Here is a 13271-nt window from a genome sequence, read left to right on the forward strand (position 1 = left end):
GCGCTTCTCAGGGCCTGAGAAGCGCGGCACGGAACGGCTTATTCGGCCTTGCCGGACTGCGGCACGCGCCGTACCTGGGACAGGTCGTAGCCGAGCGCGGCGATGCGGGTCATGGCCGCCTGGTAGTCCGCATCGGAGATGGTTGGCGTGCGCGCCATCAGCCACATGTAATCGCGTTTGCTGCGCCCGACGATGGTCTGCCTGTAGTCGGAATCGAGATCCACGATCACGTACTCGGCCTGGATCGGCCAGATGAACTGCATGCCCCAGACGGCGCCGCCGGTGCCCTCCTTGACCGTCCCGATCGGGTGCATGGTTTTGATCGGGGCCTGGAAGCTGCCCTTGCGGTAGCGGAAGGTGGTCTGGATGCGACCGTCCGGACGCAACGCATAGGACTCCACCGCATCGAACGCTTCACGCTCGGGGCGACTGGGAATATGGGCGATCACATACCAGTCGCCCATGAAGCGCGGCACGTCCACGTGGGCCACGGGCGGAATCGGACGGGTGTTGCCACTGCAGCCGCCGAGCATCATGCCGACGGCCAGCAGGGGGATGAGAGCGCGGAGCGACATGACGGCTTCCTCCAGGAACGTGGGGTGATCACGGACGGTTGAACAGGTAATGGGCGACCTGCCACTGCTGGCCCTGCTGATAGCCGAACAGCTCCGCGCAGGCCATCCAGAACATGCGCCAGCGCTGGTGCCACAGCGCGGCCGACGCATCGCCGTAGGTCTGGCGCAGCACGGCCATCACCGCCTCCTTCTCGCGGTCCTGGTTGGCCAGCCAATGGTTGGCGGTGCGCTCGTAGTGGGTGCCATCGAGCAGCCAGCGCTGCTGCAGCTGCAGGTGCTGCTGGAAGAACAGCAGGGTATCGGCGGCGGGCATCAGGCCACCGGTGAAGAAGTGGCGGCCCATCCAGTTGTCATCGCCCTCGGTCTCGAACGGGTACATCAGCGTGCGGTGCACGAAGATGTGCACGAACAGCTTGCCCTCCGGGCGCAGCCAGCGGTGGATGCGCTGCAGCAGCTGCGGGTAGTTGCGCATGTGCTCGAACATCTCGATCGACACGCAGCGATCGAAGGTCTCCGCATCCAGCATCAGATGGTTCACGTCACGGGTCAGCACGGTGACGTTGATCAGGCCACGCGCGCGGCACTGGCCCAGGATGTACTCGCGCTGGCTGTTGGAATTCGATACCGCGGTGATCTGCGCGTTCGGGTAACGCTCGGCCATCCACAGTGTCAGCGACCCCCAGCCGCAGCCCAGCTCCAGGATGTGCTGTCCATCGGCCAGCTGTGCGCGCTCGCCGTACAGCGCCAGCATCGCCTCTTCAGCTTCGTCCAGCGTTTCCGTGCCGGTGACGTAGTAGCAGCTGCTGTACTTCAGGCGCTTGCCCAGGCAACGGTGGAAGAACTCGGCCGGCACCTCGTAGTGCTGGCGGTTGGCGGCATCCACGTGCAGCGCCACCGCGCTGCTGGCCAGCCCGGCGATGCGCGCGGCAAAGCGCTGCGACTGCACCTGCTGGCCGCCGGCGAGCTCTTCGCGCAGGCGCTGCTCGCACTGGCGGCGGATGCCCAGCCGCAGCAGGGCATCGGGCAGCAGCCCGCGTTCGGCCAGGCCGGTCAGGCCCGGTGCGTAGTCCGGCAGCGGAAGACGGTCACTGGCGACATTCATGGGGAAGATTCCTTGCGGGCATGCGACGAGCGGGAGGGGAACCACGGAAACAGCATCGGCGTGGTGCGCTGGTACTCGCGGTAATCCTCGCCACGCGAACGCAATGCCTGCGCCTCGGTGAAGGGAATCCCGCTGACCCAGCGCAGGAACACGTACATCACCAGTGGCCCGGACCAGGCCAGCCACCACAGCGGCGACTGCACGGCGAGCAGCACATAGGTGAACCAGTGCAGCCACTCGAAGAAATAGTTGGGATGCCGCGAGTAGCGCCACAGCCCGTCACGGCAGGTCTTGCCCTTGTTGGCCGGATCGGCACGGAAGCGCGCCAGCTGACGATCCGCCAGCGATTCGCCGCCCACGCTCAGCAGCCACATCGCGATGGCCGCGATCAGCCAGCCCCAGCCCTGGGGTGCCGGATTCACCGACACCGCCACGAACGGCAGCGCGAACAGCACGATCAACAGCCCCTGGAACTGGAAGAAGCCGAAGATCTTTCCCTGGTGGCCGTTCCAGTGCCTGCGCAGGTGCTGGTAGCGGCCATCCTCGGGCTCGCTGCGCACGCGGTGCCACAGGTGCAGTGCCAGGCGTGAGCCCCACAGGCCGCCCAGCACTGCCAGTGCGATCCGCGGCATCGCCGCGCCATTCCCCAACAGTGCCAGCAGCAGGGCAGAGGCGCCGACGCCCTTGGCCCAGAGCACATCCACCACGCCGATGTTCTGGTGCCGGCGCTGCCACCACCAGCCCCAGGTCATGATCACGGCGGCGTACAGCCACACCCACCACAGCATTTTCATCGTGTCTCTCCCGGAACAAGTGGGCTGAGCGGCGCGGCGTGGCGCTGCCAATGACGGGCGCACGCCGCAAGTACCGGCAGTGCGATCGCCCAGCCGAAGCCGAGCAGCAGCACGCCGTGCCACTGCGGTGCGGCGAACACCACCGACGACCAGCCGCGCGCGGCGGACAGATACGCCAGCGGCGCCAACAACAGGCCGACCAGCGCTGCCGCGACCAGATGTCGCTGCAGCACTGCGAACGACACCGTCAGCGTCATCGCGAACGCGGCCCACAGCGCGAGGATCCAGACCGGGGCGACCCACGCGGGCTCATTGCCGGCCGCGTAGAACACCCACCCGGAAGCGCCGGCCAACCCGTCAACCACCAGGCCGCAGCCGATCGCCACCAGCATCAGTTTGAGTTCCACCGAGGGCTGCGCCGACAGCGCCAGCTGGCTGCCCACATACACCGCCGCCGCCACCAGCGCGGGCCAGCGCAGCCCATGACCAGCGCCGATCACGGCGCACAGCCAGACCAGCTGGTTGCCGATCACGTTGGCCCAGAAGCGGGGCACCTCAGCCTTCCCCGGCGATCAGCGCGGGCCGGTAGCCCGGACGCGCCATCAGCAGGTGCGAGACGCCGATGGAGCGTTCCAGGAAGCCACCTTCGCAGTACGCGAGATAGAACTCCCACAAGCGGATGAAGCGTGCATCGAAGCCCTGCGCGCGCACTGCGGGCAGCTGGGCCAGGAAACGCTGGCGCCACGCGCGGAGGGTGAGTGCATAGGATGGCCCGAAATCATGCTGGCCGATCAGCTGCAGGTCGCTGCTGCGGGTCTTGGCCGCGACGATCGCGTTGATCGAGGGGATGAAACTGCCGGGGAACACGAAGCGCTTGATGTAGTCCACGCTGCGCCGCGCCTGCTCGTAACGCTGGTCTTCGATGGTGATGGCCTGCAGCAGCGCCAGACCGTCATCCTTGAGCAGGCGGGTCAGCGTGGCGAAGTAGGTGTCCAGGTACTGCGCGCCGATCGCCTCGATCATCTCGATGGACACCAGCTTGTCGTACTGACCGTCCAGATCGCGGTAATCCTTGAGCAGCAGGGTCACCTTGTCCTGCAGGCCGGCCGCCTCGACCCGCTGCCTGGCCAGCGTGTACTGCTCGACCGAGATGGTGGTGGTGGTGACGTGGCAACCGATATGGCGCGCCGCGTACAGCGCGAAGCCGCCCCAGCCGGTGCCGATCTCGACCACGCGGTCGCCCGCAGTCAGCTGCAGCTGCTCGCAGATCCGCGCCAGCTTGTGCTGGGACGCAGCCTCCAGCGTGTCCTCGGGGCTCGTGTACAGCGCCGAGGAGTACATCAGGTCCGGGGACAGGAACAGCGAGAAGAACGGATTGCCCAGGTCGTAGTGCGCGGCGATGTTGCGGCGGCTGCCTTCGCGCGTGTTGCGGCGCAGCCGGTTCCAGCCTTTCAGCAGCCAGCCGCCGATCCGCGCCGGGCCGCGCTCCATGCCGTCGAGCAGATCGCGGTTGCGCACCAGCAACTGGACCAGCGCGACCAGGTCATCGCAGCGCCAGTCACCGCGGATGTAGGCCTCGCCTGCACCCACACTGCCCTGCGCGGCGACCGCGCGGTAGAAACCGGGGTCGTCCACCCAGACCGTCACCTGTGGCGTGGCCTTCGGATCGCCGATCACCACATCACCCACGGCGTCGCGCAGCCGCAGATGCCCACCGCGCAGCGGTGCCAGCTGCGCCAGCAGGCGCCCGCGCAGGAACCCTTCAAGGGCGGACGGTTGCGGCACGGCCACCGCACGGGTCATGTCGTTCATGGGGATTTTCCGGCAAGAGAGGGATGGTCGTGGACGGGAGTGCGCTTCAGCCACAGGCGCAGCGCCTGCCAGTGGATCGCGACAACTACCTTGAGCGTCATCAGCGGGTAGCGCAGCAGCACGCCGGCCAGGCCGCGTCCGGTGAGTGGGTGCCGCTGCATCACCAGATCGGCATCGAACTGGCACGCGCCCCCGCGCCACACCTGCATGTGCACGTGCAGGTCGTCGCCCGGTGCGGTGAAGCGCCAGCGGTACTCGCAGTCCATCGGCATGAAGGGCGAGACGTGGAACTGCTTGTCGAACGTCCAGCACAGCGCGCGGCCCTGGGCATCGGCCTGCGCCACCGGCAGCACGTAGGCATGGCGCTCCTTCCACGGCGTGTTGGTGATCTCCGCGACGATGCTGTCCAGCGTGCTGCCATCGGCGGCATAGCAGTAGTAGAAGCTCACCGGGTTGAACACATGCCCGGCGTAGCGCGGATGGGTGAGCAGCCGGATCGGCCCGGCGGGCGCGCGGCCCAGTGCCTCGGTGATGCGTGTGCGCACGGCATCGGCCAGCGGCTGATCGGGCGCGCCGAGATAGTCACTGCGGCGGAACTCGACCACGTTGCGGCGGCCGACCGACCACAGCCAGCGCCGCTCGAACAGGCGCGGCAGTTCGTCCAGGTCCAGCAGCAGCTGCGCGATCGGGTAGCGGAATGCATGCGCGCGCGGCGCGTGCCGCCGATGGCGCATCCAGCCGCGGTAGATCGCACTGGCGCTCATGCCGGCAGCGCCTCGGCCAGCGGCCAGTACGACTCGGCATCCAGCGCCTGCAGAGCATCAACCACGCGCCGCGCACTGCGGATGCCATCCTCGTGGAAGCCCCAGCCCCAGTACGCACCGGCGAACCAGGTCCGGCGGTGGCCCTGGATGTCCGTCCAGCGCTGCTGCGCCCGCACCATCGCGTGGTCGTGCACGGGATGGGCGTACTGCAGGCGACGCAGCACGGTGGCCGGATCGACCGCCTCGCTGCGGTTGAGGGTGACCACCAACGGCGTCGGCGTGTCGATGCCCTGCAGCAGGTTCATGCAGTAGCTCACCGTGCACGGCGCCAGCGGATCGCGCGGCACGTGCGCGTTCCACGCCGCCCAGGCCTTGCGATCACGCGGAAGCAGGCTGGCATCGGTGTGCAGCACGACCTCGTTGGGCTGGTAACGGATCGCGCCGAGCACGGCACGTTCGGTGAGATCGGCATCGGACAGCAGGGCCAGCGCCTGGTCGCTATGACAGGCCAGCACCAGCTGGTCGAAACCTTCCAGGCCGGCAGCGCTGTGCACGCGCACGCCATGCTCGTGGCGCTCCACGCCGAATACCGGGCACTCCAGGCGCTCACGCACCTGCCAGCGGCTGCGAAGCGCCTCGACGTACCGCGCCGAGCCACCCTGCACCACGCGCCACGGCGCGCGCCCGGTCATCTGCAGCATCTGGTGATTGGCCATGAACTGCACCAGGTAGCGCGCCGGGAACGCGGCCAGGCTGGCCGTCGGGGACGACCACAGCGCCGAGGCCATCGGCAGCAGGTGTTCGTCGATGAAGGTGCGGCCGTAACGGCCCTTGTCCAGGAATTCCCCCAGCGAGGGGCCCTCATCGTCGCGTTCGAGCAGCGCCGGTGCCTCGCGGTAGAACCGGCGCAGGTCGCGCAGCATGCCCCAGAAGCGTGGCGACACCAGATTGCGGCGCTGGCAGAACAGCGTGTCCAGCGAGGTGGCGTTGTACTCCAGCCCGCTGCGTTCGCTGTGCACCGAGAAGCTCATGGTGGTCGGCTGTGAGGCGACACCCAGTTCCTCGAACAGGCCGGTCAGCAACGGATAGTGCGCGGGGTTGAACACGATGAAGCCGGTGTCCACCGCCTGCGTGCGGCCGTCGATCTCCACCTCATGCGTGTGGGTATGGCCACCAAGGTAGTCATTGGCCTCGAACAGCGTCACTTCGTGCTGCTGGCTCAACCACCACGCACTGGCGAGGCCGGCGATGCCCGATCCGATCACGGCGATACGCATGTCAGTGCTCCGCCTTGGCCAGCACCCAGGCCGGCACGGGTTTGAGATCACGCACCAGCCCGAGCGCCGCCATTGCCCGCAGGCCATACCAGGTGACATCCACTTCCCACCAGTAGAAGCCCTGGCGCGCGGTCCCCGGGAAGAAGTGATGGTTGTTGTGCCAGCCTTCGCCGAAGGTCAACAGGGCCAGCCACAGGTTGTTGCGGCTGTCATCGCCGGTGTTGAAACGCTGGCGGCCGAACCGGTGCGCCAGCGAATTGATCGTGACCGTGGCATGGAACAGCACGACGGTGGAGATGAAGAAGCCCCACACCAGCATCTGCCCACCGGTAGTGCCCCACGACGGCGCGATGCGCTCCAGCAGGGCGCCCAGGCCGAACAGCGCGGCGGCCAAGGCGATCGGCACCAGCGTGTCGAAGCGATCCAGCCAGCGCAGCTCCGGGTACTTCGCCAGGTCGGGGATGCGCGACCAGTCGGTACGGAAGCCCTCGACCGTGAGGAACCAGCCCATGTGGCTCCACCAGAAGCCATGCACCGAGGGCGAATGCGGATCGGCCGCCGTGTCGGTATGGCGATGATGGTTGCGGTGATGCGCGGCCCACCACAACGGCCCGCGCTGCACGCTGGAGGCGCCGATCAGCGCGAAGAGGAACTGCACGGCGCGCGAGGTGCGGAAGGTACGGTGGGAGAAGTAGCGGTGGTAGAAGGCGGTGATCGCGAACATGCGCACCGCGTACAGCGCGACCGCCACGCCGACCGCCACCCAGGAGACACCCACCCAGATCACCGCCAGGCAGGCCAGGTGCATCGCGGCGAACGGGATCGCCCGCACCCAGTCCACGCGCTGTGGCTGGCCGGTCGCGGCTGCCGCATCGGTGCGGGTGTCGAACCAGCGCAGCAGCGTTGCCCAGCGGCGTCGCTGTGCGGTGCGTCCTGCGTCGGGGGTGGGGCTGACCGACATGACTCGCTTCTCCTGAGGCGTTATCAGGAGATACGGGAGCGGGCGCCGTTTGGATGCACGGATCCGGAAAAATAGTCCGGACCCATGCGGTTACAGGTTCGCGATATCGCCCTTGGCGATGATCGGGCCGGTCGGAATGCCTTGCGGCGCGCCGGTGGACGGCTCCAGCGTGATCGCCAGCACCGAGCCGTTCACAAGTGCATCACGCAGGGTGTCGGGCACGGCGACGGTGTGGGCACGGTTGATCGAGACCAGGCCCAGCGAACGCGGGGCGCCACCGGCCGGGATCAGCCACAGCTCCGGCGCGCGACCGGCCGCGTCTGCCGGTGCCGGGACGGGCACCATCAGCACCTTGCCCTGGGCCGTGTCGACCGAGGCCAGCCAGCCCGGCGTGCCATCGTCGTGCAGCAGCGGAGTGACCGGCTTGGTCGCCTGCTCCGGTTCGGCCGGGGCCGTCGGGGTGCTCGGCGTGACCGCCACCGGGCTGGACACCGGTGCGGCAGGCTCCAGATCGCGGCGGCTGAACACCGCCACCAATGCCAATGCGGCGGCCAGTGCGGTCATGCCCTGCCAGAACCCGGTGCGCTGCCACAGCCGCGGCGAGGCCGTGGCTGCAGACGGCCAGCCCAGCGAGGTCCGGATGCGCGGCCACAGATGCGCGGGCACGGGTTCGCTTCCGAGCGACTCCAGCATCGGCGCGAGGCGGTTTTCCCACTGCGTCACCAGCCGGCCGAACCCAGGATCGCTGGCGATGCGGCGTTCAACCTCGGCGCGTCGCGCAGCATCGAGCACCCCGAGCACGTACTCACCGGCGAGGATGTCGGCGCTCGGCGGTTCGCCGTCGTCATGCTGATCGTGGCGGTCGCGGATGTTCATCGTTCCAGGCACACCCGCAGTTGGCCCAGGCCCCGGCGGATCCAGCTCTTGACCGAGCCCAGCGGCGAGCCGATGCGGCGCGCGAGTTCTTCATAGCTGGCGCCATCGAGGAAGGCCAGCCGGATCAGCGAGCGACGGCGCGGCTCCAGCGTGTCCAGGCAGTCCTGCAGGCGCTCGTGATCGGATGCCTGTTCGGCCACCTGAGCGGGCTGCGGCGCGAAATCGGGCAGTTCCTCGGCCACCGACAGATCATCCAGCGCGCGCGGCGGCGCGGCGCGCAGGCGGTCGATCGAGCGGTTGCGGGCCATCATCGACAGCCAGGTCATGGCCGCGGCCTTGGCACGGTCGAACTGTGCCGCCTTGTGCCAGACCGTAGTGAAGACCTCCTGCAGCACCTCTTCGGCATCGCCGCGGTCGCGCAGCACCTGCAGGCAGATCGCGAACAGGCGGCCGGAGGCAAGCCGATAGACCGATTCGAACGCCTGGCGATCGCCTCCGGCGACGCGCACGAGCAACTCATCCAGGCGGTGTGATGCGGCGGTGGCGGCGGCGTCCAGCTCGGGCATTGCAGGCTCAATGTCGATAACGGGCGTATCGGCATCCTCCTTGCTCCCGGCGCTGTCTGCAAGGGGGCGCTCAGGCACCGCATGTCTTCACCAGCGGCTGCGTGCGGGCAGCGGTGAGCTCGGCGGCGGGCGTTGCAACGGGGGCGGCGGGAAACTCGACCCGCACGTCCGGGTACCTGCCTTTGTCATCGCGGACGTTGCCGGTGCCGGTGAACTGCAGCAGGCGCTGGTCCGCGGTGGCGTAGATCAAGGTCACCGCGGGCACGGCGAAGCCGAACCACGCATCGAGCTTCATCTGCAACTGCTCGGCCGGCTGGCCCTGCCAGGTGACCGGGCCGGTACGCTGCAGCTTCAGCGGCACCAGACGCTGGCGGCTGGGCAGCAGGAACTGGAACGCCACGCTCTGCCCGGCCTGCAGCGCAGCCCAATGGCGGCGCACAGCGGCATCGAAGCCGGCGTCGACCACGGCCCCCGAGGGGATCGCGATCGCCCGGCTGAAGGTGGGCGCCTGGGCGCTGGCGCGGACCGATACCTGGCGGGTAGCGGCACTGCCGCGCACGCCTTCCTGATACCCATCACGGCCGTCGTCCAGTGTGAAGTCCGGTGTCTGCGGGTTGCCCTGCGGCGTCATCCATTTGCGCGCGAACGGACGTCCATCGCTGCAGCGGTACAGCACCAGCCGCGACTGCGCGCTTGCCGGTCCCTGCAGCCAGTGCGTCTCGCGGTACAGCAGGCGCCCATCGGCAGTGGCGTACGCGCGCCCTTCCTGGCGCTGCACGGTCTGGTCGGCGGCACTCACGGGGACGGCGAAGGCCGACATCAGCAGGATCAGGCAGGACATCGGCTGGCGCATGGGGGTCCAAACAGGCGGGCTTGCAGGGAGATACGCTGCGCGCGGTGGTTTGGATGCAGTGGGGCAGCTGAGCAAGCGCTATGCGCAATTTCGACCGGAAATCGGGATGTCATCAGACCAACGTATTGGCGCTTCCACGCCAATGCGAGAAGAGTAGCGGTGCTGAGTTTTTCACTGACATCTCGCGGGCATGCCGACCCGCCCGCCGGTGCTTGTTGGTAACGCTTGACGATACTACCGCACAGCGTTACTATCCTGACTGCGGAACGCCCCATGCCAATAGTGTCTTTCCGATGCATGACGACGCGACGACTCTTCGCCGGTGGGAAGGTCAAAAAGCTGGAGCGCATCGGCACTGTCGCCATGCGGAAGCTGGCGATGTTGGATGCCGCGGTTTCTCTTGCTGACCTGCGCGTGCCACCGGCAAATCGCCTTGAAGCGCTGCGTGGAGATCGCGCCGGTCAGTGGAGCATCCGTATCAACGATCAGTACCGTGTCTGCTTCAGCTGGACAAATGCCGGCGCCTGCAATGTTGAAATCTGCGACTACCATTGAGAGGTCCCGCTATGCGCGCCACTCCCTACCCTCATCCGGGTGAAATCCTGCAGGAAGAGTTTCTGGTGCCTTTCGGCTTGAGCCAGTACAGGCTCGCCAAGGGCATAGATGTGGCGCAGACCCGCATTGGTGAGATCGTGGCCGGCCGCCGCAGCATCACCGCGGATACGGCACTGCGTCTGTCCCGGTTCTTCGGCACGACCGACATCTTCTGGCTGAATCTCCAGGTGGCCCACGATATGGCGAAGGCCAAAGATGCATTGACGGACATTCTTGCCGCCATCGAGCCGTATCACCACGCCGCCTGACGCCAGGCACTGAACACAGTCATCCACGGTAAGGGGCCGGAGACTCCGCCTCCCCTTGACCGACGCCGCAAGTCGGCCTACCTTGTGCTCGCCGAAGGTATCCATCGCTTCATGCAGATGAAGGGATGGATTTAAACGGGAATCCGGTGAAGGCGCCTCGCGCGCCCATTCCGGAGCTGCCCCGCAGCGGTGAATGGAAACGACTCCTGCCAACAGCACTGGGCCTTCGCGCCTGGGAAGCGGCAGGTACTAGGTGGGCGTCCGCGCCCGTGTCCATCAGCCCGAATACCGGCCCCGGCCGGAAGACACGACCGTCTTCCGATTCGACCTGGAACGTCCGCGGGGAGGTTGCCGGGGCCTGCCGCCATGCCGCCTGCATGGCGCTGCCCCCGTGCGTCCGATTCACGGCATCCGGTTCGCCCGCGGGGGCGAAGGTCGCTGGCGGGGCGGAACGGGCTGCAAAGCCCCGGACGGCGCGCGGTTCCTTCGTTCCTCAATGCCCCTACGCAATGAGGACACGTTCCAATGACCACTGTTACCACCCTGGGTTTTCCGCGCATCGGCGCCAAGCGCGAACTCAAGCGCGCGCTCGAAGCCTTCTGGTCCGGCGAGAGCAGCGCCGCGTCGCTGCAGGACACCGCGGCCGCGCTGCGCGAACGCCACTGGCAGCTGCAGCGCGAGGCCGGCGTGGATGTGCCGCCGAGCAACGATTTCAGCCTGTATGACCAGGTGCTCGATGCCGCCTTCCTGTTCGATGCGATCCCGGCCCGTTACCGCGCGCTCGCCGATGCCGAGCCCCTGAGCGGCTACTTCGCGATGGCGCGTGGCCTGCAGCGCGATGGCATCGACCTGCATGCGCTGGAAATGACCAAGTGGTTCGACACCAACTACCACTACCTGGTGCCCGAACTGCATGCCGGCCAGACCTTCACGGTGCGCGGCGACAAGCCGCTGGCCGAGTACCGCCAGGCCAAGGCGCTGGGGATCGAGACCCGCCCGGTGCTGATCGGGCCGGTGACCTTCCTGCGGCTGTCCAAGACCACCGATGGCAGCAACGCGCTGGACCTGCTCGATGCGCTGCTGCCGGTGTACGTGCAGCTGCTGGGCGAGCTCAAGGCCGCTGGCGCTTCGTGGGTGCAGCTGGATGAGCCGCTGCTGGTGCAGGACCTGGACGAGGCCACGCGGGCCGCGTTCCAGCACGCTTATGCGGTGCTGGGCCAGGCCGCCCGCCCGAAGGTACTGGTCGCTACCTACTTTGGTGCGCTGGAGGACAACCTCGATCTCGCCGCGTCGCTGCCGGTCGATGGCCTGCATGTGGATCTGGTCCGCGCGCCGGAACAACTGGATGCGGTGATCAAGGCGCTGCCGGCCGGTCGCGTGCTGTCGGCCGGGCTGGTCAACGGCCGCAACATCTGGCGCACCCACCTGGACAACGCGCTGGTGCTGGCGCGCTACGCGCACGGTCATGTCGGCAGCGATGCGCTGTGGCTGGCCCCCTCGTGTTCGCTGCTGCACAGCCCGGTCGATCTGGACCACGAAAAGAAGCTGGACGACGAACTGCGCAGCTGGCTGGCGTTCTCCCGGCAGAAGCTCGGCGAGCTGCGCGTGCTGGCCGACGCGATCGATGCGCCGGCACGCGCCGAGGCGCCGCTGGCGCACTCGCGTGCGTGCATCGAATCCCGTCGCCGCTCGCCGCGCGTGCACAACCCGGCCGTCGCCGCGCGACTGGCCGCGCTGACCCCGGCCGATGCCCAGCGCCACAGCCGCTACCCGCAGCGTCACCTGGCCCAGGCCGCCGCGCTCAAGCTGCCGCGCTTCCCGACCACCACGATCGGCTCGTTCCCGCAGACGCTGGACGTCCGTGAGGCGCGCGCCCGCAACAAGTCCGGCAAGCTCTCCGATGCCGACTACGATGCCTTCCTGGCCACCCAGACCGAGCACTGCGTCCGCGTGCAGGAACAGATCGGGCTGGACGTGCTGGTGCACGGCGAGTTCGAGCGCAACGACATGGTCGAGTACTTCGGCGAGCAGCTGGATGGTTTCGCCTTCACCAGGAACGGCTGGGTGCAGAGCTACGGCTCGCGCTGCGTGAAGCCGCCGGTGATCTTCGGCGATGTGACCCGCCCGCAGCCGATGACGGTGCGCTGGTCGCAGTACGCGCAGTCGCTCACCCAGCGGCCGATGAAGGGCATGCTGACCGGCCCGGTGACGGTGCTGCAGTGGTCGTTCGTGCGCGATGACCAGTCGCGCGCGGATACCTGCCGCCAGATCGCGCTGGCCCTGCGCGATGAAGTGACCGATCTGGAGGCGGCCGGCATCGGCGTGATCCAGATCGACGAGCCGGCGATCCGCGAAGGGCTGCCGCTGCGCCGCGCGCAGTGGCGCGACTACCTGGACTGGGCGGTCGAAGCCTTCCGGATCAGTGCCAGCGGCGTGCGCGATGCGACCCAGATCCACACCCACATGTGCTATTCCGAGTTCAACGACATCATCCACTCAGTGGCCGCGATGGACGCGGACGTGATCTCGATCGAGACCTCGCGCTCGCGCATGGAACTGCTGGACGCCTTCGTGCGCTTCCAGTACCCCAACGAGATCGGCCCGGGCGTGTACGACATCCACTCCCCGCGGGTGCCGGACAAGGCCGAGATGCTGGCACTGCTGCGCAAGGCTGCCGAGGTGCTGCGTCCCGAGCAGATCTGGGTCAACCCGGATTGCGGCCTGAAGACCCGTGGCTGGCCGGAAACCCGTGCCGCGCTGGAAGCACTGGTGGCCGCTGCGCGTGAGCTGCGCGAGGAAACCGCGGACGCCAACGCCGCCTGATCTGC

The 13271-nt window shown here is 67.9% G+C and carries 14 protein-coding genes and 1 riboswitch; of the genes, 3 read left to right on the top strand and 11 right to left on the bottom strand.

Annotated elements, in window-relative coordinates:
* Positions 1-38: 38 nt before the first annotated feature.
* The 11 genes from HDC96_RS13710 to HDC96_RS13760 all read right to left on the bottom strand — a co-directional run bounded on the left by HDC96_RS13710 (position 39) and on the right by HDC96_RS13760 (position 9568).
* Positions 39-575, bottom strand: a complete 537-nt coding sequence (locus HDC96_RS13710; protein WP_179460488.1) for a lipocalin family protein — start codon at positions 573-575, stop codon at positions 39-41.
* A gap of 28 nt (positions 576-603) precedes the next feature.
* Positions 604-1677, bottom strand: a complete 1074-nt coding sequence (locus HDC96_RS13715) for a class I SAM-dependent methyltransferase (RefSeq protein WP_179460489.1) — start codon at positions 1675-1677, stop codon at positions 604-606.
* Entirely contained in the window at positions 1674-2471 is a 798-nt protein-coding gene (locus HDC96_RS13720; RefSeq protein WP_179460490.1) for a DUF1295 domain-containing protein, read from the bottom strand. Before HDC96_RS13720 ends, HDC96_RS13715 begins: the two co-directional genes overlap by 4 nt.
* Positions 2468-3025, bottom strand: a complete 558-nt coding sequence (locus HDC96_RS13725; RefSeq protein ID WP_179460491.1) for a DUF2878 domain-containing protein — start codon at positions 3023-3025, stop codon at positions 2468-2470. The genes HDC96_RS13720 and HDC96_RS13725 overlap by 4 nt, the downstream gene beginning before the upstream one ends.
* A gap of 1 nt (position 3026) precedes the next feature.
* Positions 3027-4283 (bottom strand): cyclopropane-fatty-acyl-phospholipid synthase family protein, encoded by a 1257-nt coding sequence (locus tag HDC96_RS13730; RefSeq protein WP_179460492.1) that lies wholly within the window; start codon positions 4281-4283, stop codon positions 3027-3029.
* Entirely contained in the window at positions 4280-5047 is a 768-nt protein-coding gene (locus HDC96_RS13735; protein ID WP_179460493.1) for a DUF1365 domain-containing protein, read from the bottom strand. Before HDC96_RS13735 ends, HDC96_RS13730 begins: the two co-directional genes overlap by 4 nt.
* Entirely contained in the window at positions 5044-6324 is a 1281-nt protein-coding gene (locus tag HDC96_RS13740) for an FAD-dependent oxidoreductase (RefSeq protein WP_179460494.1), read from the bottom strand. The genes HDC96_RS13735 and HDC96_RS13740 overlap by 4 nt, the downstream gene beginning before the upstream one ends.
* Position 6325: 1 nt before the next feature.
* Positions 6326-7285 carry an acyl-CoA desaturase gene (locus tag HDC96_RS13745; protein WP_179460495.1) on the bottom strand — a complete coding sequence of 320 codons (960 nt, stop codon included), beginning with the start codon at positions 7283-7285 and terminating at the stop codon, positions 6326-6328.
* Between the two features lie 90 nt (positions 7286-7375).
* Positions 7376-8161 (bottom strand): anti-sigma factor, encoded by a 786-nt coding sequence (locus HDC96_RS13750; RefSeq protein ID WP_179460496.1) that lies wholly within the window; start codon positions 8159-8161, stop codon positions 7376-7378.
* Positions 8158-8727 carry a sigma-70 family RNA polymerase sigma factor gene (locus HDC96_RS13755; RefSeq protein ID WP_257018755.1) on the bottom strand — a complete coding sequence of 190 codons (570 nt, stop codon included), beginning with the start codon at positions 8725-8727 and terminating at the stop codon, positions 8158-8160. The genes HDC96_RS13750 and HDC96_RS13755 overlap by 4 nt, the downstream gene beginning before the upstream one ends.
* Before the next feature lie 70 nt (positions 8728-8797).
* Positions 8798-9568 carry a hypothetical protein gene (locus HDC96_RS13760; protein ID WP_257018756.1) on the bottom strand — a complete coding sequence of 257 codons (771 nt, stop codon included), beginning with the start codon at positions 9566-9568 and terminating at the stop codon, positions 8798-8800.
* A gap of 309 nt (positions 9569-9877) precedes the next feature.
* On the opposite strand from HDC96_RS13760, the gene HDC96_RS13765 reads away from it, so the two are divergent.
* From HDC96_RS13765 to metE, 3 genes are all read left to right on the top strand, one after another.
* The gene (locus HDC96_RS13765) at positions 9878-10135 is read left to right on the top strand and encodes a type II toxin-antitoxin system RelE/ParE family toxin (RefSeq protein ID WP_306455643.1); all 258 of its coding nucleotides are present in this window, start codon (positions 9878-9880) and stop codon (positions 10133-10135) included.
* Positions 10136-10146: 11 nt separating this feature from the next.
* Positions 10147-10443 (top strand): HigA family addiction module antitoxin, encoded by a 297-nt coding sequence (locus HDC96_RS13770; RefSeq protein ID WP_179460499.1) that lies wholly within the window; start codon positions 10147-10149, stop codon positions 10441-10443.
* Positions 10444-10521: 78 nt separating this feature from the next.
* Positions 10522-10755: riboswitch (cobalamin riboswitch) on the top strand.
* A gap of 213 nt (positions 10756-10968) precedes the next feature.
* Positions 10969-13266 (top strand): 5-methyltetrahydropteroyltriglutamate--homocysteine S-methyltransferase, encoded by a 2298-nt coding sequence (gene metE / locus HDC96_RS13775; RefSeq protein ID WP_179460500.1) that lies wholly within the window; start codon positions 10969-10971, stop codon positions 13264-13266.
* Positions 13267-13271: the final 5 nt, after the last annotated feature.

It is taken from the genome of Stenotrophomonas sp. JAI102 (genome assembly GCF_013409105.1).
Lineage (GTDB): Bacteria > Pseudomonadota > Gammaproteobacteria > Xanthomonadales > Xanthomonadaceae > Stenotrophomonas > Stenotrophomonas maltophilia_AA.